A 24289-nucleotide genomic window follows, 5' to 3' on the forward strand; every position below is an offset into this window, starting at 1 on the left:
TTTTTATTGAGCAGTCTGCCGGTGAATATCGCCGGCAGGCTTTTTTGATCTTGCGGGAATAATCGGTTCGATTCCAGACAAAATAACAGCAAATACGATTGAAAGAAGGTCGCCATCATGGATATATTACTGGCTCTTCTTCCGGCTTTATTTTGGGGGAGCATCGTGTTATTTAACGTCAAATTAGGCGGCGGGCCTTACAGCCAGACGCTGGGAACGACAATCGGGGCGCTCATCGTTTCGTTTGTGTTGTATCTGTTTGTCCACCCGGTGCTGTCTGGGCGCATTTTTATTGTCGGCATCATCTCGGGGCTGTTTTGGTCGCTCGGCCAAAGCAATCAGCTTAAAAGCATACAGCTGATGGGCGTTTCAAAAACGATGCCGATATCAACGGGAATGCAGCTCGTCTCGACTTCTTTGTTCGGTGTGATCGTATTCAAAGAATGGTCAACCCCGATCGCGATTACGCTGGGTATTCTCGCCCTTATTTTTATCATCATCGGGATTGTGCTCACATCTTTAGAAGATAAAAAGGGGCGGGCGGACGGAGAACCGGGAAACTTAAAAAAAGGCATTGTCATCCTGCTGATCTCCACGCTCGGTTATTTGGTCTATGTCGTTGTGGCCCGGCTGTTCGGCGTATCCGGATGGTCAGCGCTCCTGCCGCAGGCGATCGGGATGGTCATCGGCGGACTGCTCCTGACGTACAAGCATAAACCGTTTAATAAGTACGCCCTCAAGAACATTCTGCCGGGAATCATCTGGGCGCTCGGGAATATGTTTCTGTTCATCTCACAGCCGCGCGTCGGAGTTGCGACAAGTTTTTCCCTCTCTCAAATGGGGATCGTCATCAGCACGCTCGGCGGAATCTTCATTCTCCGTGAGAGCAAAACGAAGCGTCAGCTGGTCGCCATTGCCATCGGGATTATCCTGATCATTGTGGCCGCGGTATTCTTAGGCGTTGCGAAATCAAATTCATAACAAATGCAGGAGGTTTGAACATGTACACGGATTTAAAAGGAAAAGTCGTTGCCATTACGGGAGCTTCATCAGGATTAGGAAAAGCGATGGCGATCCGCTTCGGACAGGAGCAGGCGAAAGTCGTGGTTAACTACTATAGTAATGAAAAAGACGCCCAAACCGTTAAAGAAGAGATTCAAAAAGCGGGAGGAGAAGCGGTCATCATTCAAGGCGACGTCACAAAAGAAGAAGATGTCAAAAACATCGTGCAGACCGCGGTGAAGGAATTCGGCACATTGGATGTCATGATCAATAACGCCGGTATGGAAAATCCGGTTCAGTCGCACGAAATGCCGCTCAAAGACTGGAACAAAGTCATCAATACCAATCTGACCGGCGCTTTCTTAGGAAGCCGCGAAGCCATTAAATATTACGTAGAGAATGATATTCAAGGAAACGTCATTAACATGTCAAGCGTACATGAAATGATTCCATGGCCTCTGTTTGTTCACTACGCGGCGAGTAAAGGCGGCATCAAATTGATGACGGAAACGCTGGCGCTTGAGTACGCGCCGAAGCGCATCCGTGTCAACAACATCGGGCCGGGAGCCATCAATACGCCGATCAACGCGGAAAAATTTGCGGATCCCGTTCAGAAAAAAGATGTGGAAAGCATGATTCCGATGGGATATATCGGTGAGCCGGAAGAAATCGCGGCTGTCGCCGTCTGGCTTGCTTCAAAGGAATCAAGCTACGTAACCGGCATTACGCTGTTTGCTGACGGGGGAATGACCAAATATCCGTCATTCCAGGCAGGCCGCGGATAAGAAAAAAAGCGATCGCAGGCTCTTTAGAGCCGGATCGCTTTTTGCTTACGCGCGTTTTTTCTTTACAAGCGCCGCGATGGAAAGGATAATCGCCGCAGCTGACAGAACGATGGCTGCAATATCAAGCGCTGATACGCCGGATTTGCTTTCTTCATTTGGCTGTTCAGCTCCGTGCGCATCCGTCACGCTGGCCGATTTCGTGATTTTCGTAATCGAGTGAGGCGTGTCGGCTTTCTCATCACCCGTCCATTCTACAATGCTGCCGTCTTTGTAATATTGGTAAGCGTCCCAAGCGGCATCTCCGCTCTTTTCAGGATTTTTCGCAACGAACGTGAACTGCTGGAATTGGCCGGGCTGAATGCCGCCGTCTTTTGCTTCCCAAGTGACGGAGACCGCTTTGTCATCATGTTTGGATACGGATGTTTTCCAGCCCGGAATCGGCTGATACTGCTGAAATTCAACGCCGGCGGGCATTTTCAGCACGACTTTCGTTGTGGGCTCATTCTTTTCCACAGGCACTTTCATCGTGTACGTTTCCCAAGAACCGGCCGCGGATTCCGCCGGTTTGACTGAGACGTGGGCGCTTGCTGCCGCCGTAAAACCGACGAGTGACAGGGTCACGGCGGATATGAATAATAAAGCCTTTTTTTTCAACATGAGATACACTCCTTAGTTTGTCGTTGAGAATATTTGGTTGATTTCATTAAAATCGTTTGTCAGCCCGTGGACTTTGATCTTCCAGTTTCCCTTTTCGGTGATGGACAGGTTGGCGGCTTCGAATGTGCCTTCCTTCGTCTTCTTCAAATCAAAGGTGCTTTCATGCTGTTTGCCGCTGAAGCCCGTCTGGTAAACAGTGACCGTAAATTGCTGAATGTCTTTTACCAAGCTGCCGTTATGATCGGTGACAATGACTTGAAATTCATTTTTACCCGGCTGGTTCGGCGTAATGTGCAAGGACAGGGTTTCCCCGTTTCCGATCGTTTCTGAGCCGTTAAAAGGCAATGGCGCAGGCGGCGGCGGGCTGGGCAGGCTTGTGAAGACGGCGGTTGTAAATAACACCGCAATGCCTAGTGCCCATTCGGCCTTTATCGTTGCGCTGATGCTCCTTTTTCTGCTGAACTTCGTCATCCATACGTGAACGGCGCCGAGCACAAGCATGATGACAAACAGTCCGATTTTCAAAAGGAGCGTCTTACCGTAAGCGGTGTGAAAGAGTGAATCAAACGTGCGGATAATGAAAAATCCGTTCAGCACACCTGAAAATAACAGCACACCGACAGAGGCGAACGCCCAAGGAGAAAACCGTCTGACCGTTTCCCAAGCGATGGTTTTATCGGGTTTTCTCCACTCTGATGAAAGAAGCAGCACAAGCGCGGCGATACCGCCCATCCATACAGACGCGGCCGATAAATGGAGAAAGTCCATCGCGATGCCGACCGCTTTTTCGTCGATAACCGCCGCATGCCCGGCGAATGCTTTTGCCAAAAGCGAAGCGAAGAAGAACAACAGCGGCGCCGTCCAGTACGCAAATGACCGGAATGCTTTCTTCTTCAACAGCGGGATCATGGACAGGGCGAGCAGGATAAATAAGCTGATCTGGATCATCCAGACGTACCCGCCTGCCGTTTTCAGAAGCGTTTCTTTTACATAGTCCGGCTGGAACGCGGCGCTCCAAGCGCCGCCCGCGTTTTCTTTCGTCTGGATCGGGAGCTGGCAGATAAGCGCGAGCCCCGTTACACATAAAGAAATCACGAGCAGCTTTACAGTTCGTTTTGCTTTTGATGAATCTTTATTATTTCTGTACCAAAACAGATGGAAAAAAGCCGTGCCGATAAACAGGGAGAGAGCGGTGTACAAAATACCGCGGTCGATGGCCGCTTCGGGATGAAGCGCCGCTTGCGATGATGTCTGCTCCTGAAGTTCTCCGCCGGCTTTTCCGATACTGAAAGGGATGACGCCGGATACCGGATGTCCGTCGGCCGATACCGCGTTCCATTCCGCTCTGTAAATATCATGCGGCAGATTTTTTTTCAATGCCGCGGTCATGATGCGGGCATCATTTTTTTGAATCACTGTTTTGCCCGCGTCGACCCGTTCGCCGGATGAATTATAGACCTTAATGGAGTGGAAGCCTTCTTCAATCTGTTCATTAAACTCAATTTCAATCTGCTTCGGCGCTTGTTTTAATTCACTGTTCTCACCCGGATTTGAGTTTGTGATGTAGGCGTGGGCGAAGCTTGTTTTCGGAATCAAAACAAGGAACAGCAAAAAGATGAGCCAGCGTTTGTTCTGTCTCATGGATGATGACACCGCCTTCCGGTTGGTTGTTGTTATGTCTTGCTGCAGGTGCATCCCTTCTGCCTGTCGTGTAAGATGATGTCCGCCGCCTCGTCAAAGGTGCAAATGATCCCGCCGAATCCTTTTTGAAACCGTTCTGCGTAATCAAGCGTTGAGAAGGGAATCGCCTGAGGCCGGCAGCAGTGAAGGTCAATATCGGCATGGACTAAAAAGTATGCGGAAGCGGCCGTCAGCGTCGTCTGGAGAAGAAAATCTTTACAAATGACGTGGGACACTTCTTCCTTTTTATCCTCATACCGCAAAATCGCGCAATGAATGCAGCACATCTGCTCAACGGCTTGTGAAACGGTAATAAGCTGAACAGAATACGAATGCTGAATCGGCCGCAGGCAATAGCCGCATTGATTGGCGCTTCGTTCTGAAGCGGGAGGGAGCGTAATGCCGCCGGGTGTCCGGATAATCCGGTTTGCATCCGCCAGCTGATTGACGTCTCTGTACACGGTCATCTCGGAGACGCCGAATCTCTCGCTTATGTCAGAGATTTTCAGCGCGCCCTCTTCTTTCAGCCATTCAAGCAAGGTTTGCTGTCTGTGAATCGGAAGCAATTCTGCATCCTCCTTTTTATGATGCGAATGAGTGATGAACCTCCCTCTAAGAGTAGATGTTTTCACAAATGCACACAAGAGCCTGATGATAAAATATGTGAAAAAATGTTGAACAATCACAAATGTAAAAGACGTAGTCAGACTCTGTTATAATAGAAGAGTTGAATGGAGGAATAAACATGAAAGAAACGACCTGCCCGAACTGCGGCAAGCCGATTACAGGCGACATGGTCAGATCATCCATGATCCCGTGCCAGTTTCAGTGCGGGCATTGCCATGTGAAATTGCGTGAATATAAAGTATCAGCTCCGATTATGGCTGCGGCCATTGCGATCACGGTGCTTTTGATTTATCTTGTGCAGATGGCCAGAACCGCCGTCATGCCGATGTTTCCGGCAGCGCGGTATGTGCCGGCCGCCATTTTCGCGCTCGTATGTGCGTATCCGGTGTTTATTGTCAGTGAGCGGCTCATTGCCAAACTCGTCGTCACAAAAGGACACATTATATACAGAAAGCGGTAAGACACCTTTGATGAGGTGTCTTTTTTTTGTTAAGGAGTTGTCACAGTCTCTGTGCCAAACTCCTCTTTACTTTTCATTGAATGGGGATTGTAAGCGTTTTATGATGAAGACACAGGGGAGAGAGAAACCCCGTGTCTTATTTATTTTCATCTGAAGGCAAGCAAACAGGGAGGGAATGAACATGCAGCAAGAACAGCAAGCTGGCATGAAAGTGAAGATACAGCGGTTCGGCAGTTATTTAAGCGGTATGATCATGCCGAATATCGGCGCTTTTATCGCATGGGGAATTATCACCGCGCTGTTTATTCCAGCGGGATGGTTTCCGAATCCGCAGCTGAATACATTGGTAACCCCGATGATTACGTATCTTCTGCCGCTTTTAATCGCATATACGGGCGGAAAAATGATTTACGATCACCGCGGGGGAGTCGTCGGAGCGACGGCGGCCATCGGAGTCATTGTCGGAGCGGACATTCCGATGTTCTTAGGGGCAATGATTATGGGGCCTTTGGGCGGTTATCTCATTAAACAATTAGACCGTGTATTTAAAGATAAAGTCAGACAGGGTTTTGAAATGCTGATCAACAACTTCACGGCGGGAATTATCGGAGCTGTGCTCACGATTATCGCGTTTTATGCGATCGGCCCGGTCGTCCTGTCTCTTAACAAATTGCTGGCGGCGGGTGTGGAAGTCATTGTCCACGCGAATTTGCTGCCGATTGCAAGCGTTTTCGTAGAACCGGCGAAAGTCCTGTTCCTGAATAACGCGATCAACCACGGCATTTTAAGTCCGATCGGAATCGAGCAGGCCGCCAAAGCGGGTAAATCCATTCTGTTCTTAGTGGAAGCGAACCCCGGACCGGGACTCGGTATTTTACTGGCATATATGTTCTTTGGGAAAGGCTCTTCAAGATCGACGGCTCCGGGAGCGGCGATCATTCATTTCTTCGGGGGGATTCATGAAATCTATTTCCCTTACATTTTAATGAAACCGATGCTGATCCTCGCGGCGATCGCCGGGGGAGCGAGCGGACTGCTTACATTCTCGATCTTTAACGCGGGTCTTGTCGCCGCATCATCTCCGGGAAGCATCATCGCCATTTTAGCGCTGACGCCGAAAGGAAGCTACCTCGGCGTGCTGGCGGGCGTCATCGTTGCCGCGGCCGTATCGTTTATCGTTTCGGCGCTTATTCTGAAATCGTCTAAAGCGGGCGAAGAAGATTTGACAGCCGCGGCGGAAAAAATGCAGGAAATGAAAGGCAGGAAAAGTGAAGCGGCGGCCGCGTTGGCGGACAAAGAGGAAGAATCGGAAAACAGCGCCGCTGATATTTCCGCCGACCAAGTCAGCCGCATTATCTTCGCGTGTGACGCGGGTATGGGATCGAGCGCAATGGGCGCCTCCATTTTAAGAAACAAAGTGAAAAAAGCAGACCTGGATATTAATGTGACAAATACGTCGATCAATAATCTGCCGAATGACGCGGATATCGTCATTACGCATAAGGACCTGACTGACCGCGCGAAAGCGAAGCTGCCGCAGGCGGTGCACATTTCGGTTGATAATTTCTTGAACAGCCCGAAATACGATGAACTGATTGAAAAGCTTAAAAACTAATCAAACAGAAAGAGGGATCTTCATCATGGAAGTATTGGCTAAAGCGAACATCAAACTGAACCAGACGGTGAACTCAAAAGAGGATGCCATCCGCCTCGCGGGACAGACATTGATTGATAACGGCTACGTGAAGAACGGCTATGTGGAAAAAATGTTCGAACGTGAAGAAACATCATCGACGTTTATGGGGAATTTCATCGCGATCCCGCACGGCACGGAAGATGCGAAGGATGAGGTGCTTCATTCAGGCATTTCCGTCATCCAGATTCCGGACGGTGTGGAATACGGTGAAGGCAATACGGCAAAGGTCGTTTTCGGTATCGCCGGAAAAAACAATGAACACTTAGACATCCTGTCAAACATCGCCATCATCTGCTCAGAGGAAGAAAACATTGAACGGCTGATCAGTGCAAAGACGGAAGAAGAACTGGCCGCTATTTTCAGCGAGGTGAACTGACATGATTGCCCTTCATTTCGGAGCGGGAAACATCGGGCGGGGCTTTATCGGCGCCTTGCTCCATCATTCCGGCTATGACGTAGTTTTCGCTGATGTGAATGAAACGATGGTCAGCCTTCTCAATGAAAAGAAGGAATATACCGTGGAGCTTGCCGACGGCGGCCGGCAGACCGAAATCATCGGCCCCGTTTCAGCCATCAACAGCGCGGTGCAAGAACAAGAGCTGTACAGGCTGATCAATGAAGCGGCGATCATTACGACGGCGGTGGGCCCGAACGTTCTCAGACTCATCGCCCCGTCCATCGCGGAAGGGCTGAAGCGCAGAACGTCCTCTGAACCTCTCAATATCATTGCCTGTGAAAATATGATCGGCGGCAGCAGTTTTCTGAAAAAAGAAGTTTTCGGACATTTGACGGAAGCGGAACGGGAACTCGTGAACCGGACGGTCGGCTTCCCGGATTCTGCGGTGGATCGGATCGTGCCGATTCAGCACCATGAAGATCCGCTGAAAGTATCTGTAGAACCGTTTTTTGAATGGGTCATAGACAGAACCGGCTTTGCCGGCGGCCAGCCGGTACTGGAAGGTGCGTTGTTTACGGATGATCTTACGCCGTTCATTGAACGGAAACTGTTTACCGTCAATACCGGTCATGCCGTTACGGCGTACGTGGGCTATCAGCGCGGATTAAAAACCGTCAAAGAGGCTATCGGCCATCCGGAAATCCGGCGTGTCGTGTACGATGCACTTTCAGAAACGGGCGAGTACTTGGTGAAAGCGTACGGCTTTAAGCAAGCCGAACACGAGCAGTACATGAAGAAAATCATCGGCCGCTTTGAAAATGAATACATCACGGATGATGTGACAAGAGTCGCCAGATCACCGCTCAGAAAACTCGGAGCGAATGACAGATTAGTAGGGCCGGCCAAAAAAATAAAAGAACCGAACGCGCTGGCAGAAGGCATCGCCGCCGCCCTGCGTTTTGACTATCAGGATGATCCGGAAGCGGTTGAGCTGCAAAAGCTTATCGCGGAAAAAGGCACGAGCGGCGTTCTTCAAGACATTTGCGGTATTCAGCCGCATGAACCGCTGCACGGCATCGTGCTCAAAAAGCTCAATCAATAAAAATGAACCCGCGTCGGGGGACGCGGGTTTTTTCTTGCGTTATAATGAGAGAGAAGGGAGGCTGCGTGATGAATCAGAAGCTATTGCCCCATCGTTTTCCGTTTCTTTTGATTGACGGCACGACGAACAGTGAAGCCGGAAAATGGGCGGCTGCTTACAAAAACATCAGTGAAAATGACTGGTTTATAACTGAATCCCAAAGAGAGATGCCATTTTCGCTCGTCGTTGAAGCAATGGCCCAAACGGCGGCTTGCGCGGGAATTACCGGCGGTGACGGCCTCGGTCTCTTATCCGCGGTGAAGAAAGCGGAAAGGTTAGGTGCCGCTTTGCCGGGAGACCGTCTGGATCTTTTTTTTGAGGTCACGCGAATCAGACGCGGTTTTGTGTTCGGCCGGGCGAAAGCGTCCGTTGCCGGGAAGCCTGTGGCGGAAGCTGAGCTCAGCATATTTATCCAGCGATCGTAAAAAAGGCCGCCTCCAGCGGCGGCTTTCGGACAAGCGTGTTATTTTGTATCATAATCTCTTTCACTTTGTGAATTGTCCCTCTGGTCATGTTTGTGTTTTTCGTCATTGGCGTTTTCCTTCAGCTCTTCCAGCGGAATCGGATCGGTTAAATCATGATGTTCAGGATTTTCATTCGGTTTGTTCTTTTGTTTTCTTTCTTTCATCCTCCATCACCTCAATATTTCTTTTCCTCAACGTTCTCCCCGCCAAACGCATGAAGCGGTTTTTTGTTCCTGTGGGTCATATGTATTAAAATAGAGACGACTACATTATAAAAAGTGAGGTACATATATGCCGATACAAAGAGAAGACGCAGATATTAAACTGATCGCGATTGATATGGACGGAACCCTGCTCAATGACGAGCAGCTCATCCCGGAGGAAAACCGGCGGGCGATCAAGGAAGCGGAGGCGAAAGGAATTCACGTCGTCATCAGCACAGGACGCACGCTGATGACCTGCCGCGAACTGGCTGAGTCTCTCGAGCTGTCATCCTTTTTAATCACGGCAAACGGCAGCGAAATCTGGGATTCCAACTTTGAGCTGGTTGAGCGCAAGCTTCTTCATACCGATCATATTCAAAAATTATGGGATCTAAGGAATAAGCACAACACGAATTTCTGGGCCTCTACCGTCGATAGAGTGTGGAGAGGGGAATTCCCGGAAACGATTACGGATCATCAGTGGCTCAAGTTCGGGTTCGAAATCGAGGATGACGAAGTGCGGAATGAGGTGCTGAAAGAGCTCAAGGAATACAAGGAGCTCGAGATCACAAACTCCAGTCCGATCAACATCGAAGTCAATGCCCTCGGTATCAACAAAGCGGCTGCGCTGGCGAAGGTATCGGAAAAACTCGGCTTCACGATGGAAAATGTGATGGCCATGGGTGACAGTCTGAATGACATTGCCATGATTGAAAAAGCGGGTGTCGGCGTCGCCATGGGGAATGCGCAGGACATTGTGAAAGAAACAGCTGACTGGGTGACTGATGTCAACACGGAAAACGGGGTCGCCAAAGCGATCCGCCACTGGGTGTTATAATAGAAAAAAGAGAGAGTCTCAGTATGAGACTCTCTTTTTTTTTTGTTTTGTCAGATTTGTGACTAGGTCCATGGTAGGTTTTCTGACAAAAGGATGTTCAAACCTGTCAGAAATAAATATAATGAAGAGAAATCCAACAATTCGGAATAGTCATTCCGAATAGCGGAATGATAATCATATAAAACGTTTACAATACAGGAGGGATCTTATGTTTCAGATTGACATCAATTGTGATTTAGGAGAGAGTTTCGGTGCTTATAAAATCGGGCTGGATGAAGAGATTTTGGATTACGTGACATCTGCAAACATCGCCTGCGGCTTTCATGCGGGTGATCCCAGCGTGATGCGCAAAACGGTTGCGCTTGCGGCGGAAAAAGGCGTGAAAATCGGCGCTCATCCCGGGCTGTTCGATCTGCAGGGATTCGGGCGGCGGCAGATCGCGATTACACCCGAGGAAGCGTATGATCTGACGCTGTACCAAATCGGCGCGCTGTCAGGGTTTTTAAAAGCAGAAGGTGTCGAGATGCAGCATGTGAAGCCGCACGGCGCTTTATATAATATGGCCGCCGTCAATCCCGGCCTGTCAGAAGCCATCGCTCAGGCGGTCTGTCATTTTGATCCCGGGCTTATTCTTTTCGGGCTTTCCGGAAGCGAGCTGATTAAAGCGGGAGATCGAATCGGACTGAGGACGGCAAGCGAAGTGTTTGCGGACCGCACCTATCAGGAAGACGGCACGCTGACGCCGCGTTCAGAGCCGGATGCGCTGATTCAGGATGACAAAAAAGCGGTCGGTCAAGTGATTCAAATGGTGAAAGACAGCACGGTGACATCACGTAAGGGACAAGCTGTAAGCCTGAAAGCGGACACGGTCTGCATTCACGGAGACGGAGCCCACGCCCTCACATTCGCAAAAACAATCAAAAAAGAATTAAAAGCGGCAGACATTCAAATCAGCGCGCTTTCAAAAGACTGAGCAGCAGAGGGAGGAAGACAGCATGGAGCAAAAGAAAAAAACAGCCGGAAAGGCTTCCGGCAAATGGTCGCTTCTTTTAGGCGCGACATTTTTGATGGCGACATCATCAATCGGGCCCGGCTTTCTGACGCAAACGGCCACGTTTACCAATACATTGGCGGCAAGCTTCGGCTTTATCATTTTAATTTCTATTATTTTGGACATTTTCGCGCAAACCAATGTATGGCGGATTATCGCGGTTTCCGGAAAGCGCGGCCAAGAGATTGCCAATATGGTGCTTCCGGGCGCCGGTTATGCCATTGCTTTTCTGGTCGTGCTCGGCGGACTTGCGTTTAATATCGGAAACATCGGCGGCGCGGGTCTCGGTCTTCAAGTATTATTCGGGATCAAACCGGAGATCGGCGCTTTAATCAGCGCAGCGGTCGCGGTGCTGATTTTTGTCATAAAGGAAGCCGGAAAAGTCATGGACCGTTTTATGCAGATCGCCGGAATCGTCATGATCGTATTGACAGTGTATGTTGCCGTAACGACGGCTCCGCCGGTCGGACACGCCGTTGTGAAAACTTTTATGCCTGATCATATCAGTGTGCTGGCGATCGTGACGCTTGTCGGCGGCACGGTCGGCGGATACATTACATTTGCCGGCGGCCACCGTTTGCTTGATTCAGGCATCCAAGGGAAGGAAGTCCTCCCTCAGGTTACGAAAAGCTCCATCACAGGCGTTCTGATTACATCGATTATGCGGATTGCCCTGTTTCTCGCCGTGCTCGGCGTCGTCTCAAAGGGCCTGAGCATTGATCCTGATAATCCGGCGGCTTCTGTATTCCGGCTTGCGGCGGGAAATGTAGGCTATAAAATTTTCGGCGTCATCATGTGGTCTGCCGCTATCACGTCTGTCATCGGCGCCGCCTATACATCGGTATCATTTTTCAAATCATTTTCAACAAAAATCGAAAAGCACTCACATGGCGTCATTATCGGTTTTATCATCGTATCCACTCTTATTTTTGTTACGATCGGCCAGCCTGCCAAAATTCTGGTCGCGGTCGGTTCGCTTAACGGCTTAATTCTGCCGCTTGCATTAGCGATGATACTGTTGGGCGCTTATAAGAAAAAAATCGTCGGCGATTACAAGCATCCGATCTGGCTCACGATTGCAGGGGCGATCGTAGTGGTTGTCATGGCGGTTATGGGCATCTATACATTATTCACGCAGATGCCGCAGCTATGGAGCTGATGATATGAAAAACCATATGAGTGACATGAGCCCCGAAGAAGTCAGACAGCTGATCAGGAAGGGGCAGATGACCGGGCCGACGGCGGGGATGGCCGCTTCTTACGCACAAGCCAATCTCGTCGTTTTGCAAAAGGATCTTGCCTTTGATTTTCTCTTATTCTGCCAGCGCAATCAAAAGCCTTGTCCGGTGCTTGACGTGACGGATGCGGGTTCACCCGTTCCGGCAATAGCTGCGCCGGGAGCTGATATCCGGACGGACTTTCCGAAATACAGGGTTTATCGGCATGGCGTGCTTACTGAAGAGGTAACGGATATTACGCCGTATTGGAAGGATGATTATGTCGGGTTTTTAATCGGCTGCAGTTTTTCATTCGAGCAAGCCCTTATTAATCAGCACATTCCAATCAGGCACATCGATGAGGGTGTGAATGTCCCCATGTATAAAACAGACATTGACTGTGTTCCCGCCGGCCCGTTTTCTGGAAAGATGGTCGTCAGCATGAGACCGATTCCGGAAAGGCTTGCAGTCCGCGCGGCGCAGGTCACGTCACGTTTTCCCGCCGTGCACGGCGCCCCCGTCCGCATCGGAAATCCGCAAAGCATCGGTATCAGCGATTTGCATCAGCCGGATTTCGGAGATGCCGTAACGGTGCGGGAAGGCGAAGTTCCCGTATTCTGGGCTTGCGGCGTTACGCCCCAGGCGGTGATCATGGAAGCAAAGCCTGACATCGTAATAACACATTCACCGGGGCACATGCTGATCACCGATATACGAAATGAATCGCTTGCTGTCCTGTAAGTGAGAAAGAATACAACGAGGTGATGACAATGATGCAGTATAGCGGAAATACAGCGCTTGATATACAGCCGTACGGTGATTCCGCCGTTATCATCCGCTTTGGCGGGCACATCAGCGAAGAGGTCAACAGCCGGGTGCATGCGGCGGCAGCCTGTATGGAAGAACGGCCGTTTCCGGGCTTCGTTGAATGTATTCCGGCATTCACAAGCTTAACGATCTTTTATGATGTGTATGCCGTCTCAAACATAAAAAAAGGCGTCTCTCCTTTTGCCCTGGTCAAGAAAGAAGTGACAGAACGTCTCAGCCATATAATGACCGGCCGCAAAGAAGAGCGCCGGGTGATGGAAATCCCCGTTTGCTACGGCGGTGATTTCGGTCCCGATTTAGAAGAGGTCGCTGAGATGAACGATCTGACCCCGGAAGACGTCATCCGCATTCATACTGAAGGCGAATATCTCGTTTATATGCTCGGATTTGCGCCGGGATTTCCGTTTTTAGGAGGAATGTCTGAGCGGATCAGAGCGCCGAGAAAGGCGTCGCCAAGGCCGTCCATCCCGGCCGGTTCAGTAGGAATCGCGGGAATGCAGACCGGTGTGTATCCGATATCCACTCCCGGCGGCTGGCAGCTGATCGGCAGCACCCCGCTCCGGCTTTTCAGGCCGGAAGAACATCCGCCGAGTCTATTGAGAGCGGGCGATACGGTGAAATTCGTCCGGATCACGGCAGAGGAGTACAGCCGCATCAAGGAGGGAGCCGAATGAGTATGAAAGTGGTAAAGCCCGGTCTCTTGACGACGGTTCAGGACAAGGGGCGGACGGGATATCAGAAATACGGTGTGCTGGGAAGCGGCGCAATGGATACGATCTCACTGCGCATCGCCAATCTTCTTGCCGGAAATCAAGAAAAAGAGGCGGGACTGGAAATTACGCTCATGGGGCCCGGGCCTTCCTTTGAATTTTCAGAACCTGCGGTTATTGCCGTCACGGGAGCTGATTTCGCCTTTCATATTAATGGGGAGCCCGCTCCTCTGTGGAAACCGGTTTTGATAAAGGAAAACAGCGTCGTCTCATTCGGGCCGTGCAAGATGGGGAGCCGCGCTTATCTCGCCGTCGCGGGGGGATTTGACGTGCCCGCCGTCATGGAAAGCAAAAGCACATATGTCAGAGCGGGGATCGGCGGTTTTTGCGGAAGAGCGCTGCAAAAAGATGATGAGCTGCCGCTCGGCCGTATGACGCCATGTTCGGAATCAATCGCGTACCGTCTGAGCGATTCTTTCGGACAGCATGGTTTCTCAGCGCCTGATTGGTCTGTCAGTAGCAGAGGATTTCTGCCGCTGAAAAAAAATCCGGTCATACGAGTGCTTGAAGGCGCTCAATTTCATGCTTTTACAGAAGAAGCAAAATTACGTTTTTACCAAGAGTCATATACGGTCACGCCTCAATCCGACCGAATGGGCTACCGGCTGAAGGGCGCTCCGCTTGAATTGCGGGAGCCGCTGGAGATGGTATCTGAGGCCGTGACGTTCGGAACGGTGCAGGTGCCGCCGGACGGCAATCCGATTATTCTGCTGGCTGACAGACAGACGACGGGGGGCTATCCGCGGATGGCGCATATCATATCCGCCGATCTTCCTCTCGTCGCCCAAACGATGCCGGGGGAACATATCACGTTCCGGGCCGTTTCGCTGGAGGAAGCGGAAATGCTGCTTTTAGAGAAGGAACAGCAGCTGAAGGAGCTGAAAGCAAGGCTCAAAATGGAATGGCTGATCTGACAAAGGGGCTAAAGACCATGGAAAACAAAAACAAAACCGTCATCAAATCAATGGAACTGCTTCATTTATTTCTGACTGAACCGAGCCTGAGCTTAAATGAGCTGGTTTCTCTATCGGAAATGCCGAAGACCTCGGTTCACCGGATGGCAAGCTCACTGGAGGAAACGGGATTTCTCACCCGGGCAGCGGACGGCCGTTATCAGCTTGGTCTGATCTTTTTACAATTCGGCCAGCTCGTCTCTGAACGTCTGGACATCAGGAAAATAGCCAAACCGATTATGGAAGAGCTGTGCGGCGAAGTGGATGAGGCCGTTCAGCTGATCATGAGGGACGGAGATGAAGCCATTTACGTCGAAAAAATTGAAGGCACTCAAACCGTCCGCCTGTATACGGCAATCGGCCGCCGGTCGCCGCTGTACGCGGGAGCGTGCGCCAGAAGCATTCTATCGTTTCTGCCAAAAGAGGAGATTGACACATACATTCAGAAGACAAAGCTTGCCGCAATCGCCTCAGGCACGATGACGGATCGGGCTGAACTGCTTCACTCCATTGAAAGATCCTTACAATCAGGTTATACGATCAGCTATTCGGAATTAGAAGATTACACGGCGGCGATCGGGGCGCCGATTTTCAACCACGAAGGTAAGGTGGCTGCCGGAATCAGCATCGCCGGCTTCGAAGCCCGGTTTTCAGAGGACAGGCTGCCGTATTTAACCGAAAAGGTCAAAACTGCTGCACAGCATATTTCTGAGAAATTGGGTTATTGACCGAGCCAATTTTTCTTCACTCGCGTACATTACAATATCGATAGTAACGAGTGGAGGAAAGTAAATGGGACTTGTTTATACGGCGCTGGGGGATTCTTTGACGACGGGGAGGGGATCCGGGCCGTTTTCCGCCGGTTTTGTCCAGCGGTTCGGGCGTATGATGGCAGAAGATTTACAGACAAGAACCGACGTATCCATCTTTGCCAAATCAGGCCTTGAGACGGGAGAAATTCTCGGGCTTATGTCCTTGCCGTACATTCAGAGGCGGATTCAGGCTGCTGATATGATTACGATTACAGGCTGCGGCAACGATTTGATCGATTCGGTTCAGGCATATCAGCAAACATCGGACGCTTCGGTGTTCACCGGCGTGTCCGGTCACTGCCATGAGAACTTTGAAAAGATGATTGCCAAGATCGCCGCCTTAAAAGGGCCGCACCCGTCTCCTTATGAGATCCGCGTCTTCAATTTATACAATCCTTTCCCGGGAATCTCCATTGCAGAAAAATGGATATCCTCTTATAATGCGCACCTCAGCACACTCGCATCGGCGCCGTACGTCAAAATCGCCGACGTCCACAGCGCTTTCAAAGGAAAAATGAATGAATATCTCTCTCATGACCGCGTACACCCCAACAGCAAGGGATATGAAGTCATGGCATGCGTCCTGCGGGGGCTCGGATACGGAAGCCTCGCCCGCTCATAACCGCGCGCTCCTTTTCATCGGGAGCGCGCTTTTCGTGCTCCTTAAAACAAACTTAAAATTGTCCGACTTTCGTTCTATCCGCGCAAAAAATACGCTAGAATAATGGGGGATAAAGACAGAAATAGAATTGTGTTCAAAAAATGATAACAGAAAGGATGGATTGCTTTGCTGCGCGCCTTAAAACTGTCACTCGCGATGCTGATTATTATACTTGCGGCCGCCGCATTTACGTATGCGGAACATACCTCTGTCATACAGCCGGTTATGCTCGTGTTTCTCGGTGCGGTCATGTTCATTCAGGGGCTGGAGGAAAAACGGAAAGAAAACGACGGCTCCGGGAAATTCAATATCTATACCGCCGTTTTTGTATGGTCGATCTCCTTAATCGGTTTTACGCTTCACGCGATCTGAGTCTGATAGATCCTGAAAATGCTCCACAACGGGAAATGGTGAATAAAAACGGTGCAGTAAGGCTTTCCATTCCTGATATTCCGGCGATCCGCGAAAGCCTTTTGTATGATCTTCTAATGTCTCCCATTCCACAAGCAGCAAATATTTATGCGTCTTTTCCATACATTTGGACAAGGAATGGGACAGATAACCTTTCATGCCCTTGATAATCGGCTCCGCCCGGCGGAATGCCTCTTCGAATTCCCCCTCAAGACCTTCTTTTACATACAGCATGGCTGCTTCTCTGATCATCTGAAATTCCCCCTTTTTTTAATAGATACATTGTATAAGAATATGGCCCGTGACGGCAGGAAAAACAAAAAAATTTTAAACAATATGAGAAAAAAATCCTTGCCAGCCTGATTTGGTTTAGGAGAAAATAACAGTTGGAAGGCAGGGGAATAGACAGTGAAAAAAGGGTTATACCTATTACTTTTACTCGCAGGAATCATAGGTTTGATCGGCTGCTCGAAAACGGAATCGGCCGAAGACAGAATGAAAGATTTCGTAAAAGACTGGAACGGCGGTCACTACGATAAGATGTACCAAAGCCTCACCCAGGATGAAAAGAAAAAACGATCCAAAAAGGATTTTGTAAAGCGATATGAAACCGTTTATGAACAAGCAGGGGTCAAAAATCTGAAAGTCACTGCCGAAAAACAGGACGAAGACGACAAGAAAAAAGATGACCTCCAGCACATCGATTATAAAGTCAGCATGGATACAAAAGCAGGGAAGGTCGCTTTTGAAAATACGGCCGTCCTGAAAAAAGAAAAAACAGACGATGGAGAATCATGGAACATCGACTGGAATCCTTCTTTTATTTTCAAACAGCTTTCCGATGACAAAACCGTGCAGATCGCAAATGAAGAACCGAAGCGCGGACAAATTTACGACAAAGACGGAAAAGGTCTCGCCGTGAATACCGAGGTGCCGGAAATCGGCATTATCCCTGGAAAACTCGGCAAGGATAAAGACAGCGTGATCAAAAAACTGTCTGAAAAACTGGACCTTTCTGAAGACGATATCAAAAGCAAACTGAACCAGGGCTGGGTAAAAGACGACTCCTATGTCCCGCTTCAAAAAATCAGACCGGATGATGAAAGCAAGGTCAAAAGCCTGCTCGCATTAGACGGCGTGACGAAAACGAAAGTCAGCTCCCGCTACTATCCGTACGGCGAAAAAGCAGCCCATCTGACCGGCTATATTAAAACCATCACAGCGGAGCAGCTGAAAAAAGCGAAAGACGGCCAATACAGCGATACTTCCAAAATCGGCATCGCCGGCCTTGAGAATGTATATGAAGACAAGCTGCGCGGCACGACCGGCTGGAAAATTTACGTCCCGCAAACAGGTGAGGTCATTGCTGAAAAGAAAGCCGAAAGCGGACAGGATATTCATGTAACGATTGACATGAAAACGCAGACGAAGCTGTATGATTCTATGAAAGATGACAGCGGAGCGGCAGTCGCCCTCGAACCGCAAACGGGAGAGACACTCGCGCTCGTCAGCGCACCGTCTTATGACCCGAACGGCTTTATTTTCGGCTGGGGCGGGAAAGAATGGAAAAAACTAAATGAAGATAAAAACAATCCGTTTTCAGCGAAATTCAACAAACTTTATGCGCCGGGATCAACGATTAAACCGATTGCCGCGGCAGTCGGCCTGACAAACGGCACATTGAAAGCGTCAGAAAAGAAAAAAATCACCGGAAAAGAGTGGCAGAAAGATTCAAGCTGGGGCGGTTACCATGTCACACGCGTATCAGAGCGCCTGAATGAAGTGGATCTCGAAAACGCGCTGATCACATCTGACAACATCTACTTTGCGCAAAATGCCATAGATGCCGGAGCGGACGCGTTTACAAAAGGATTAAAAACATTTGGGTTTGATGAAGAGATTCCGTACCAATTTCCGATTGAAAAGTCTTCAATCGCTAACGGCAAGCTTGATTCCGAGATCCTTCTCGGAGATACGGGCTACGGCCAGGGGCAGATGCTGATGTCTCCGCTGCACTTAGCGGCTGACTATACCGCATTTGTAACAGACGGAAATCTCGTCAAACCGACATTGATCAAAGACGGAGAAAAAACACCGCAAATCTGGCATAAGCAAGTGGTATCGAAAGCCAATGCCGAAGAAATCACAAAAGGGCTGAGAGGCGTCGTTGAAGATCCGCGCGGCTCTGCATATCAGCCGGCCGTAAGCGGCATTACCGTAGCCGGAAAAACCGGTACAGCCGAGCTGAAAACGTCTAAAGAAGATAAAGACGGCAAAGAAAACGGCTGGTTTGTCGGTTACGATTATAAAAAGAAAGACCTCTTGATCGCGATGATGATTCAAGACGTCAAAAAACGCGGCGGAAGCCATTACGTCGTTGAAAAAGCGAAAAAGCAGTTTCAGAATCATTAAATGACGATTTTCGCGGGCTGAAAGGAAAATCGGCCGCCGAAGCAGAATGAAACAGCATGGGCAATTCCTGAAAACAGAGATACAAGAGGCTCTAAGAAAAAGGGGGATTTCACATGCAGCGCATTCAATTGGCTGAAGACCTGGAATTTTCAAGAGTGATACACGGGCTTTGGCGTCTGAACGAATGGAATGTTTCAGACGGAGAGCTGCTGAATTTGATTGAATGGTGTATCAGCCAAGGCATCACCACCTTCGACCATGCCGATATATATGGCGGTTATACGTGTGAAAAGCTGTTCGGCGGCGCTTTGTCCCTTTCGCCTTCAATAAGGGAGCGAATCGAAATCGTCACAAAATGCGGGATTGTCATTGAATCACCGGAACGGCCCGGAAACAAGTCGCATCATTATAATACGTCGAAGTCTCACATTTTAGCGTCGGCGGAGCAGTCGCTCTTGAATCTGAATACGGATTATCTGGATGTGCTGCTCATTCACAGACCGGACCCGCTTATGGACCCGGAGGCTGTGGCTGAAGCGTTTCATGCGCTGAAAAGCTCGGGAAAGGTCAGATATTTCGGAGTATCGAACTTTAAAGCGCACCAGTACAAAATGCTCGAATCCTATTTGGATGATCCGCTCATCACAAACCAAATTGAAATCTCGGCGTACGAGCTGGAAAATATCCATGACGGCACGCTGGATTTCTGTCAGGAAAAACGCATTCCGCCGATGGCGTGGTCACCGCTTGCGGGCGGGAGCGTCTTTACCGGACAATCAGATAAGGACCTCCGAATCCGTGCCGCTCTTCGTTCCGTACAGGAAGAAATCGGCGCCGCTTCCATTGACGAAGTCATGTACGCATGGCTGTTCACCCACCCGGCAGACATCATGCCGATTGTCGGCAGCGGAAAAGAGAACCGCATTTCCGCCGCGGTGCGTGCATCCGCGTACAAACTCAGCCATGATCAGTGGTTCCGGATTTATACCAGTGTCCAAGGCTGCGATATTCCATAAACAGAACAAACGCCCGGAAGCTATCTTCCGGGCGTTTGTTTATGTGGTGTGCAATGTCTAAAAACAAGTAAGGTCACTTTGAAGTATAGCCGTGCGGATCAAGAGTAACAAGCGTCATGGCATATTATCTGACACATTTTTCTTTTTCAATACTGTCACACGGCCCAGTGCCAAATTGCCATTTGAAAATGGTTGAATAATCATTGAAAGCGTTTTATATTATAACTTACACCACTTTCCCCGGCAGCACTCCCCATATGCCATACTTCTCACAACTAGAAAATCTGGAGGCGCGTTTCATGTATATGACAGCGAGAGAACAAAAATTAATGAAACATCTATTACTGCAGAACCGGTACGATACAGTGCATGAACTGGCGGAAGCTTTACAAGTCAGCACAAGAACCGTTCACCGCGAGTTAAAAACAATCAAACCGATAATGGAATCATTCGGTCTGGCACTTGATAAACAGCCCGGCAAAGGACTGAAAGCGGTAGGAAACCCGGAGGACAAACAAAAACTCCTGTCAGACCTGTCTTATGAACAGCATGAATACAGCGCTGAGGAGCGGAAACTTTTAATTCTATGTTCACTATTAGAGTCTCAAGAGCCGATCAAGCTCTACAGTCTGGCGAACGAACTGCAAGTGACAAACGCGACGATCAGCTATGACCTGGATGAGCTGGAGACTTGGATTGCGCCCTTCGGCTTGACGCTGATCCGAAAAAGGGGCTTCGGCATTCAGCTGACGGGGCCGGAAAATGCGAAACGGAAAATCGTCGGCAATCTCATCGTCAACCGCCTTGATATTCAAAGCTTTTTGGAAGCGGTTGAATTGAATATTAAAGGAAAACCGGACGATGCTGAAAAAATGTTCGGCGTCGTAAATAAAGCGGAACTTTTGAAAATGGACCGGCTCTTAATTCAGCTCAAGGAAAAAATCGCGATCGCCTTATCTGACAGCTCATACATGGCGCTTGCGGTTCATTTAACCTTTGCGATGGACCGGATCAGGCTCGGAGAAACCATCACGATGGAGGCTTCGGAACTAAAAGCGCTGCAGCAGACGAAGGAGTACGGCTCTGCGCTGGAAATGGCAAAAGAGCTTGAAAAAGCGTTCGGTGTTTCAATTCCGGAAGCTGAGATCGGATATATCACCATTCATTTGCGGAGCGCCAACCGCAAATACAAAACGGAATTCAAACCGGAAGACATAGAGGTTGAAACGGCCTTGCAAACGAAGCAGCTGATCGGCTTCATTTCTGAAAAAATTAAAATTGATCTGACGGAAAACGGTTCTTTATACGACGGTTTAATCGCCCATCTGGAGCCTGCGATCAACCGGGTAAAAGAAAATATCGACATGTACAACCCGATGACCGAGCAAATTAAACGCGACTACTTCCTGCTGTACATGGCCGTAGAAGAAGGAATGGAAAAATTCTTTCCGGGGCTTCTTTTCTCTGATAATGAGATCGCTTTCATCGTTCTTCACTTCGGCTCTGCTTTGGAAATCAAACGGGAAGAAGCGAAGATCAAAGCGCTGATCGTCTGTTCAAGCGGCATCGGGTCGTCCAAAATGCTCGCATCCAGGCTGAAAAAAGAGCTTTCGGAAATCCGTTCCTTTGATATGTCTTCCCTCATCGAACTGAAGGATCGAGACATCACCGCGTATGACATGATCGTATCCACCGTTCCGATCCCGTATGAAAACATTGATTACGTCATGGTCAGTCCGCTTTTAAACGAAGAAGACGCTGATCAGGTCAAGCAGTACATCAAAAGAAAAATTCCGCTGATTCTTGACAAAAAAAGAAACGGTAAAAGAGAGGAGAAGCAGCCGGAGACGCCTGATATGCTGGAAGCGGCCGGCCGTATGGCGCATTACGCGGCGGTTATCCAAAGCGTGCTGCGGAACTTTTCGATCAAATCCATTGATTCAAACACGGCGTATGAGCTGTTTTTGAACCGTATGTTTGACATGCTGGAGCAAGAAGGATTGGTTCATAATGCCCAAAAAACCGCACAGCGCCTTGCTGAGCGTGAACGACAGGGCGGACTCGGCATTCCGGGAACGGCGATGGCGCTGTACCATCTCAAAAATGAAGAAATTGTCACGCCTTTTTTCAAAATTTATGATTTGACAGCTCCATGCAGTGTCAAAGGCATGGACGGAAATTCCCTGACCGTCGACCGCGGTTTGGTGATGATGGCGCCGGCTGATATGCCCGCTGAAGGATCGGAAATACTAAGTGCGGTCAGCTCGGCCATCATCGAGTCCGAAGACAGTATAAAAGCCTTCCAGACTGAGGATGAGGCCGATTTATACAAACGTTTAAACAAGCTGTTTTATCATTTCATTCAGGAGAAAGGACAGCGGTAAACAGGAAGCGCACACCTCATGTGGGGTGTGTTTTTTTGTGCATGTATGAGGGTAAGGGGAAGGGAAGAAACTAAAAACACGGGACTATTGTATCATTCACTGATGGAATAGTTCTAAAACAAAATAGTTTTACAAGTTATATTTTTTGGTTTAAAATGGGTTGCGTGAGAAAGAAAATCTGACAGAGTTTTTTTGTGATTTATCATTATGGGAGATGAAAATATGGAGACATTACAGCATCTGATTCTGCATGACATTTCAAATAGCGAAGAGATCGAAGCTGTAAAAAGCGGTGCGTATACCCTGACCTACGCGGAATATCGAAAACGAATCAACCAGCTTGCACAAGCGCTTCTTGATAAAGGAATAAAAAAAGGCGACAGAGTGGCGATGCTTTGCAAAAACGGCCACGCGGCATCCATTGTCATGTTTGCGGCACTCGAAATCGGCGCGGTGGTTGTGCCCGTCAGCTGGCAATTAACACCTTACGAAATGAAAGGCATTTTAGCAGCCTGTGAACCGAAAGCTGTTTTTTACGGCACTGAATTTAAAGAGATCATGGAAGAAGTGCTTCCTGCGCTGGTATCTTCTCTTAAACTGAAGGTCGAGACCGGAACAGCTGCGGAGACAACGCCTCAGTTTGACGCTTTATTGACAGGCTCCGGTGATACACCGGATGTCGAAACGGTGTCTGAAAACGATACGGCATTGCTGATGTTTACCTCAGGTACAACCGGCAATCCGAAACGCTGCATGATCACTCACGGCGGTATATACAACTACGTAAACGCGACATTGGCATACACGGGGAGAATGCAGCATGTCCGCTTCTTAGCATGCCATCCGAATTACCATACGAGCGCGATTATCTGCCAGATGGTCGGCACGATGAGCGGAACGACATTCATTATGACAGACAATCAGGACCCTGTGGAAAACCTGAAGCTCATCGAAAAAGAAAAAATTCAAACCATCATGGCGCTGCCAGTCTATTTCACATACCTGCTGAAAGCATGGGAAACGCATCAGACTGACATGTCTTCTATCGTTTATATGATGACGGGAGGCACAAAGGTGCCAAGCAGCCTGATCCAGCAGTATCTCGATATCGGCATTCCGCTCATGCACGGATACGGAAGCACGGAAGCGTGGGGCATCAGCTCTTGGAATCCGCAAATGGGAATGGATAAAGCCGCTTCCGCGGGTAAACCGATGGAAGAAGTGGACGTCCGCGTTGTAGATCCGGAAACAGGTGAATTCCTTCCGCAAGGCTCAATCGGAGAAGTCGTTGTGACAAGTCCGTTTTTATTCAAAGGCTACGAAGGTAACGAAGAAGCGACACGAAAAGTGCTGAAAGACGGCTGGTTCCATACCGGCGATTCCGGATATGTGGATGAAGACGGATTTATCTTTATCACCGGACGTTACAAAGATGTCATCATCTACGGCGGCGACAATATTTATCCCGACCAGATTGAAGAGGTCATTCAGCAAGTGCCGGGCATTCTCGAAACGGCGGTTGTCGGTATCCCTGATCCGCTCTACGGCGAAAAGCCGAAAGCGTTCATCGTGACAAACGGCAGAGAAGGCCTGACAGAAGAAGAAGTGACCCGATTCCTTCAAGAACGTCTTGCCGCCTTTAAAATTCCGGAAATTGAGTTCGTCAGCGAACTTCCGAAAAACAACCTTGGAAAAGTGAGAAAAGACGTGCTCCGCAAACAAGCGGTCCGTTCATAATTGAAAACAAAAACCCGGCTGCCAGCCGGGTTTTTTTCTTGCGTTCCATGTGAAACATTTTTCTCCGAAAACGTTTTGAACTGTCTC

General features: G+C 49.2%; 25 protein-coding genes. 20 read left to right on the forward strand and 5 right to left on the reverse strand.

The window, feature by feature from the left end; genetic code table 11:
- Positions 1 to 117 precede the first annotated feature (117 nt).
- Together NYE42_RS02100 and gdh are read left to right on the forward strand one after the other, a co-directional pair.
- On the forward strand, positions 118 to 981 hold the full coding sequence (locus NYE42_RS02100; RefSeq protein WP_003156317.1) for a RhaT/GlcU family sugar-proton symporter: 864 nt from the start codon (positions 118 to 120) through the stop codon (positions 979 to 981).
- Between the two features lie 20 nt (positions 982 to 1001).
- Positions 1002 to 1787: a glucose 1-dehydrogenase gene (gene gdh / locus NYE42_RS02105; RefSeq protein WP_007410286.1), complete on the forward strand. Its 786-nt coding sequence runs from the start codon at positions 1002 to 1004 to the stop codon at positions 1785 to 1787.
- Positions 1788 to 1832: 45 nt separating this feature from the next.
- Here gdh and NYE42_RS02110 read toward each other — a convergent pair whose 3' ends face one another.
- Genes NYE42_RS02110 through NYE42_RS02120 form a run of 3 tightly spaced genes read right to left on the reverse strand, consistent with a single transcriptional unit; the run spans position 1833 to position 4690 of the window.
- Positions 1833 to 2444: a DUF1775 domain-containing protein gene (locus NYE42_RS02110; RefSeq protein WP_144664505.1), complete on the reverse strand. Its 612-nt coding sequence runs from the start codon at positions 2442 to 2444 to the stop codon at positions 1833 to 1835.
- Between the two features lie 12 nt (positions 2445 to 2456).
- Positions 2457 to 4085 carry a copper resistance CopC/CopD family protein gene (locus tag NYE42_RS02115; RefSeq protein WP_047935222.1) on the reverse strand — a complete coding sequence of 543 codons (1629 nt, stop codon included), beginning with the start codon at positions 4083 to 4085 and terminating at the stop codon, positions 2457 to 2459.
- A 32-nt stretch (positions 4086 to 4117) separates the two neighbouring features.
- Positions 4118 to 4690, reverse strand: coding sequence for a DeoR family transcriptional regulator (locus NYE42_RS02120; protein ID WP_032870800.1), 573 nt, complete (start codon positions 4688 to 4690; stop codon positions 4118 to 4120).
- Between the two features lie 179 nt (positions 4691 to 4869).
- On the opposite strand from NYE42_RS02120, the gene NYE42_RS02125 reads away from it, so the two are divergent.
- The 5 genes from NYE42_RS02125 to NYE42_RS02145 all read left to right on the forward strand — a co-directional run bounded on the left by NYE42_RS02125 (position 4870) and on the right by NYE42_RS02145 (position 8870).
- A complete protein-coding gene (locus NYE42_RS02125; protein WP_003156306.1) occupies positions 4870 to 5211 on the forward strand; it encodes a hypothetical protein in 342 nt (113 codons plus the stop codon).
- Between the two features lie 175 nt (positions 5212 to 5386).
- On the forward strand, positions 5387 to 6826 hold the full coding sequence (locus NYE42_RS02130) for a PTS mannitol transporter subunit IICB (protein ID WP_154019557.1): 1440 nt from the start codon (positions 5387 to 5389) through the stop codon (positions 6824 to 6826).
- A gap of 25 nt (positions 6827 to 6851) precedes the next feature.
- Positions 6852 to 7283 carry a PTS sugar transporter subunit IIA gene (locus NYE42_RS02135; RefSeq protein WP_012116817.1) on the forward strand — a complete coding sequence of 144 codons (432 nt, stop codon included), beginning with the start codon at positions 6852 to 6854 and terminating at the stop codon, positions 7281 to 7283.
- Between the two features lies 1 nt (position 7284).
- Complete coding sequence (locus NYE42_RS02140) at positions 7285 to 8406, forward strand: mannitol-1-phosphate 5-dehydrogenase (RefSeq protein ID WP_022552598.1); 1122 nt, start codon at positions 7285 to 7287, stop codon at positions 8404 to 8406.
- Between the two features lie 68 nt (positions 8407 to 8474).
- Positions 8475 to 8870: a 3-hydroxyacyl-ACP dehydratase FabZ family protein gene (locus NYE42_RS02145; protein WP_094032077.1), complete on the forward strand. Its 396-nt coding sequence runs from the start codon at positions 8475 to 8477 to the stop codon at positions 8868 to 8870.
- Between the two features lie 38 nt (positions 8871 to 8908).
- Here the strand turns inward: NYE42_RS02145 and NYE42_RS02150 are convergent, their stop codons facing one another.
- Positions 8909 to 9073, reverse strand: a complete 165-nt coding sequence (locus NYE42_RS02150; RefSeq protein WP_003156294.1) for a hypothetical protein — start codon at positions 9071 to 9073, stop codon at positions 8909 to 8911.
- A gap of 127 nt (positions 9074 to 9200) precedes the next feature.
- Here NYE42_RS02150 and NYE42_RS02155 point away from each other — a divergent pair, with 127 nt between their 5' ends.
- The 9 genes from NYE42_RS02155 (at position 9201) to NYE42_RS02195 (ending at position 16614) form a co-directional block, all read left to right on the forward strand.
- Positions 9201 to 9950 carry a Cof-type HAD-IIB family hydrolase gene (locus NYE42_RS02155; RefSeq protein ID WP_003156292.1) on the forward strand — a complete coding sequence of 250 codons (750 nt, stop codon included), beginning with the start codon at positions 9201 to 9203 and terminating at the stop codon, positions 9948 to 9950.
- Positions 9951 to 10158: 208 nt separating this feature from the next.
- Positions 10159 to 10923 carry a 5-oxoprolinase subunit PxpA gene (locus NYE42_RS02160; RefSeq protein ID WP_007410294.1) on the forward strand — a complete coding sequence of 255 codons (765 nt, stop codon included), beginning with the start codon at positions 10159 to 10161 and terminating at the stop codon, positions 10921 to 10923.
- 22 nt (positions 10924 to 10945) lie between these two features.
- A complete protein-coding gene (locus tag NYE42_RS02165) occupies positions 10946 to 12160 on the forward strand; it encodes an NRAMP family divalent metal transporter (protein ID WP_007410295.1) in 1215 nt (404 codons plus the stop codon).
- A gap of 4 nt (positions 12161 to 12164) precedes the next feature.
- Positions 12165 to 12959 carry a putative hydro-lyase gene (locus NYE42_RS02170; protein WP_285840257.1) on the forward strand — a complete coding sequence of 265 codons (795 nt, stop codon included), beginning with the start codon at positions 12165 to 12167 and terminating at the stop codon, positions 12957 to 12959.
- 29 nt (positions 12960 to 12988) lie between these two features.
- Positions 12989 to 13720 (forward strand): 5-oxoprolinase subunit PxpB, encoded by a 732-nt coding sequence (pxpB, locus tag NYE42_RS02175; protein WP_012116821.1) that lies wholly within the window; start codon positions 12989 to 12991, stop codon positions 13718 to 13720.
- A 2-nt stretch (positions 13721 to 13722) separates the two neighbouring features.
- On the forward strand, positions 13723 to 14730 hold the full coding sequence (locus NYE42_RS02180) for a biotin-dependent carboxyltransferase family protein (protein ID WP_154019558.1): 1008 nt from the start codon (positions 13723 to 13725) through the stop codon (positions 14728 to 14730).
- A gap of 17 nt (positions 14731 to 14747) precedes the next feature.
- Positions 14748 to 15497 carry an IclR family transcriptional regulator gene (locus tag NYE42_RS02185; protein WP_076425692.1) on the forward strand — a complete coding sequence of 250 codons (750 nt, stop codon included), beginning with the start codon at positions 14748 to 14750 and terminating at the stop codon, positions 15495 to 15497.
- 64 nt (positions 15498 to 15561) lie between these two features.
- Positions 15562 to 16203 (forward strand): GDSL-type esterase/lipase family protein, encoded by a 642-nt coding sequence (locus tag NYE42_RS02190; RefSeq protein WP_144664509.1) that lies wholly within the window; start codon positions 15562 to 15564, stop codon positions 16201 to 16203.
- Between the two features lie 165 nt (positions 16204 to 16368).
- Complete coding sequence (locus NYE42_RS02195) at positions 16369 to 16614, forward strand: YczI family protein (protein ID WP_003156283.1); 246 nt, start codon at positions 16369 to 16371, stop codon at positions 16612 to 16614.
- Here the strand turns inward: NYE42_RS02195 and NYE42_RS02200 are convergent.
- Positions 16585 to 16905, reverse strand: coding sequence for an antibiotic biosynthesis monooxygenase (locus tag NYE42_RS02200; RefSeq protein WP_144664510.1), 321 nt, complete (start codon positions 16903 to 16905; stop codon positions 16585 to 16587). The genes NYE42_RS02195 and NYE42_RS02200 overlap by 30 nt on opposite strands.
- Before the next feature lie 156 nt (positions 16906 to 17061).
- Here NYE42_RS02200 and NYE42_RS02205 point away from each other — a divergent pair, with 156 nt between their 5' ends.
- From NYE42_RS02205 to NYE42_RS02220, 4 genes are all read left to right on the forward strand, one after another.
- Positions 17062 to 19065: a penicillin-binding transpeptidase domain-containing protein gene (locus NYE42_RS02205; protein WP_025284246.1), complete on the forward strand. Its 2004-nt coding sequence runs from the start codon at positions 17062 to 17064 to the stop codon at positions 19063 to 19065.
- Between the two features lie 113 nt (positions 19066 to 19178).
- Positions 19179 to 20081, forward strand: coding sequence for an aldo/keto reductase family oxidoreductase (locus tag NYE42_RS02210; protein WP_352426730.1), 903 nt, complete (start codon positions 19179 to 19181; stop codon positions 20079 to 20081).
- A 299-nt stretch (positions 20082 to 20380) separates the two neighbouring features.
- The gene (locus tag NYE42_RS02215) at positions 20381 to 22465 is read left to right on the forward strand and encodes a transcription antiterminator (protein WP_265451323.1); all 2085 of its coding nucleotides are present in this window, start codon (positions 20381 to 20383) and stop codon (positions 22463 to 22465) included.
- Positions 22466 to 22687: 222 nt separating this feature from the next.
- Positions 22688 to 24202: a class I adenylate-forming enzyme family protein gene (locus NYE42_RS02220; RefSeq protein ID WP_039252750.1), complete on the forward strand. Its 1515-nt coding sequence runs from the start codon at positions 22688 to 22690 to the stop codon at positions 24200 to 24202.
- Positions 24203 to 24289 lie beyond the last annotated feature (87 nt).

Source organism: Bacillus sp. FSL K6-2865 (assembly GCF_040311405.1).
Classification (GTDB): Bacteria; Bacillota; Bacilli; order Bacillales; family Bacillaceae; genus Bacillus; species Bacillus velezensis.

Bases quoted from the DNA above. Each gene is read 5' to 3' on its own strand.
- gdh (WP_007410286.1), top strand. From the start codon at position 1,002: ATGTACACGGATTTAAAAGGAAAAGTCGTTGCCATTACGGGAGCTTCA.
- NYE42_RS02100 (WP_003156317.1), top strand. From the start codon at position 118: ATGGATATATTACTGGCTCTTCTTCCGGCTTTATTTTGGGGGAGCATC.
- NYE42_RS02185 (WP_076425692.1), top strand. From the start codon at position 14,748: ATGGAAAACAAAAACAAAACCGTCATCAAATCAATGGAACTGCTTCAT.
- pxpB (WP_012116821.1), top strand. From the start codon at position 12,989: ATGATGCAGTATAGCGGAAATACAGCGCTTGATATACAGCCGTACGGT.
- NYE42_RS02165 (WP_007410295.1), top strand. From the start codon at position 10,946: ATGGAGCAAAAGAAAAAAACAGCCGGAAAGGCTTCCGGCAAATGGTCG.
- NYE42_RS02135 (WP_012116817.1), top strand. From the start codon at position 6,852: ATGGAAGTATTGGCTAAAGCGAACATCAAACTGAACCAGACGGTGAAC.
- NYE42_RS02130 (WP_154019557.1), top strand. From the start codon at position 5,387: ATGAACATGCAGCAAGAACAGCAAGCTGGCATGAAAGTGAAGATACAG.
- NYE42_RS02200 (WP_144664510.1), bottom strand. From the start codon at position 16,905: ATGATCAGAGAAGCAGCCATGCTGTATGTAAAAGAAGGTCTTGAGGGG.
- NYE42_RS02155 (WP_003156292.1), top strand. From the start codon at position 9,201: ATGCCGATACAAAGAGAAGACGCAGATATTAAACTGATCGCGATTGAT.
- NYE42_RS02210 (WP_352426730.1), top strand. From the start codon at position 19,179: ATGCAGCGCATTCAATTGGCTGAAGACCTGGAATTTTCAAGAGTGATA.
- NYE42_RS02180 (WP_154019558.1), top strand. From the start codon at position 13,723: ATGAAAGTGGTAAAGCCCGGTCTCTTGACGACGGTTCAGGACAAGGGG.
- NYE42_RS02150 (WP_003156294.1), bottom strand. From the start codon at position 9,073: ATGAAAGAAAGAAAACAAAAGAACAAACCGAATGAAAATCCTGAACAT.
- NYE42_RS02170 (WP_285840257.1), top strand. From the start codon at position 12,165: ATGAAAAACCATATGAGTGACATGAGCCCCGAAGAAGTCAGACAGCTG.
- NYE42_RS02215 (WP_265451323.1), top strand. From the start codon at position 20,381: ATGTATATGACAGCGAGAGAACAAAAATTAATGAAACATCTATTACTG.
- NYE42_RS02220 (WP_039252750.1), top strand. From the start codon at position 22,688: ATGGAGACATTACAGCATCTGATTCTGCATGACATTTCAAATAGCGAA.
- NYE42_RS02145 (WP_094032077.1), top strand. From the start codon at position 8,475: ATGAATCAGAAGCTATTGCCCCATCGTTTTCCGTTTCTTTTGATTGAC.
- NYE42_RS02125 (WP_003156306.1), top strand. From the start codon at position 4,870: ATGAAAGAAACGACCTGCCCGAACTGCGGCAAGCCGATTACAGGCGAC.
- NYE42_RS02190 (WP_144664509.1), top strand. From the start codon at position 15,562: ATGGGACTTGTTTATACGGCGCTGGGGGATTCTTTGACGACGGGGAGG.
- NYE42_RS02110 (WP_144664505.1), bottom strand. From the start codon at position 2,444: ATGTTGAAAAAAAAGGCTTTATTATTCATATCCGCCGTGACCCTGTCA.
- NYE42_RS02160 (WP_007410294.1), top strand. From the start codon at position 10,159: ATGTTTCAGATTGACATCAATTGTGATTTAGGAGAGAGTTTCGGTGCT.
- NYE42_RS02115 (WP_047935222.1), bottom strand. From the start codon at position 4,085: ATGAGACAGAACAAACGCTGGCTCATCTTTTTGCTGTTCCTTGTTTTG.
- NYE42_RS02140 (WP_022552598.1), top strand. From the start codon at position 7,285: ATGATTGCCCTTCATTTCGGAGCGGGAAACATCGGGCGGGGCTTTATC.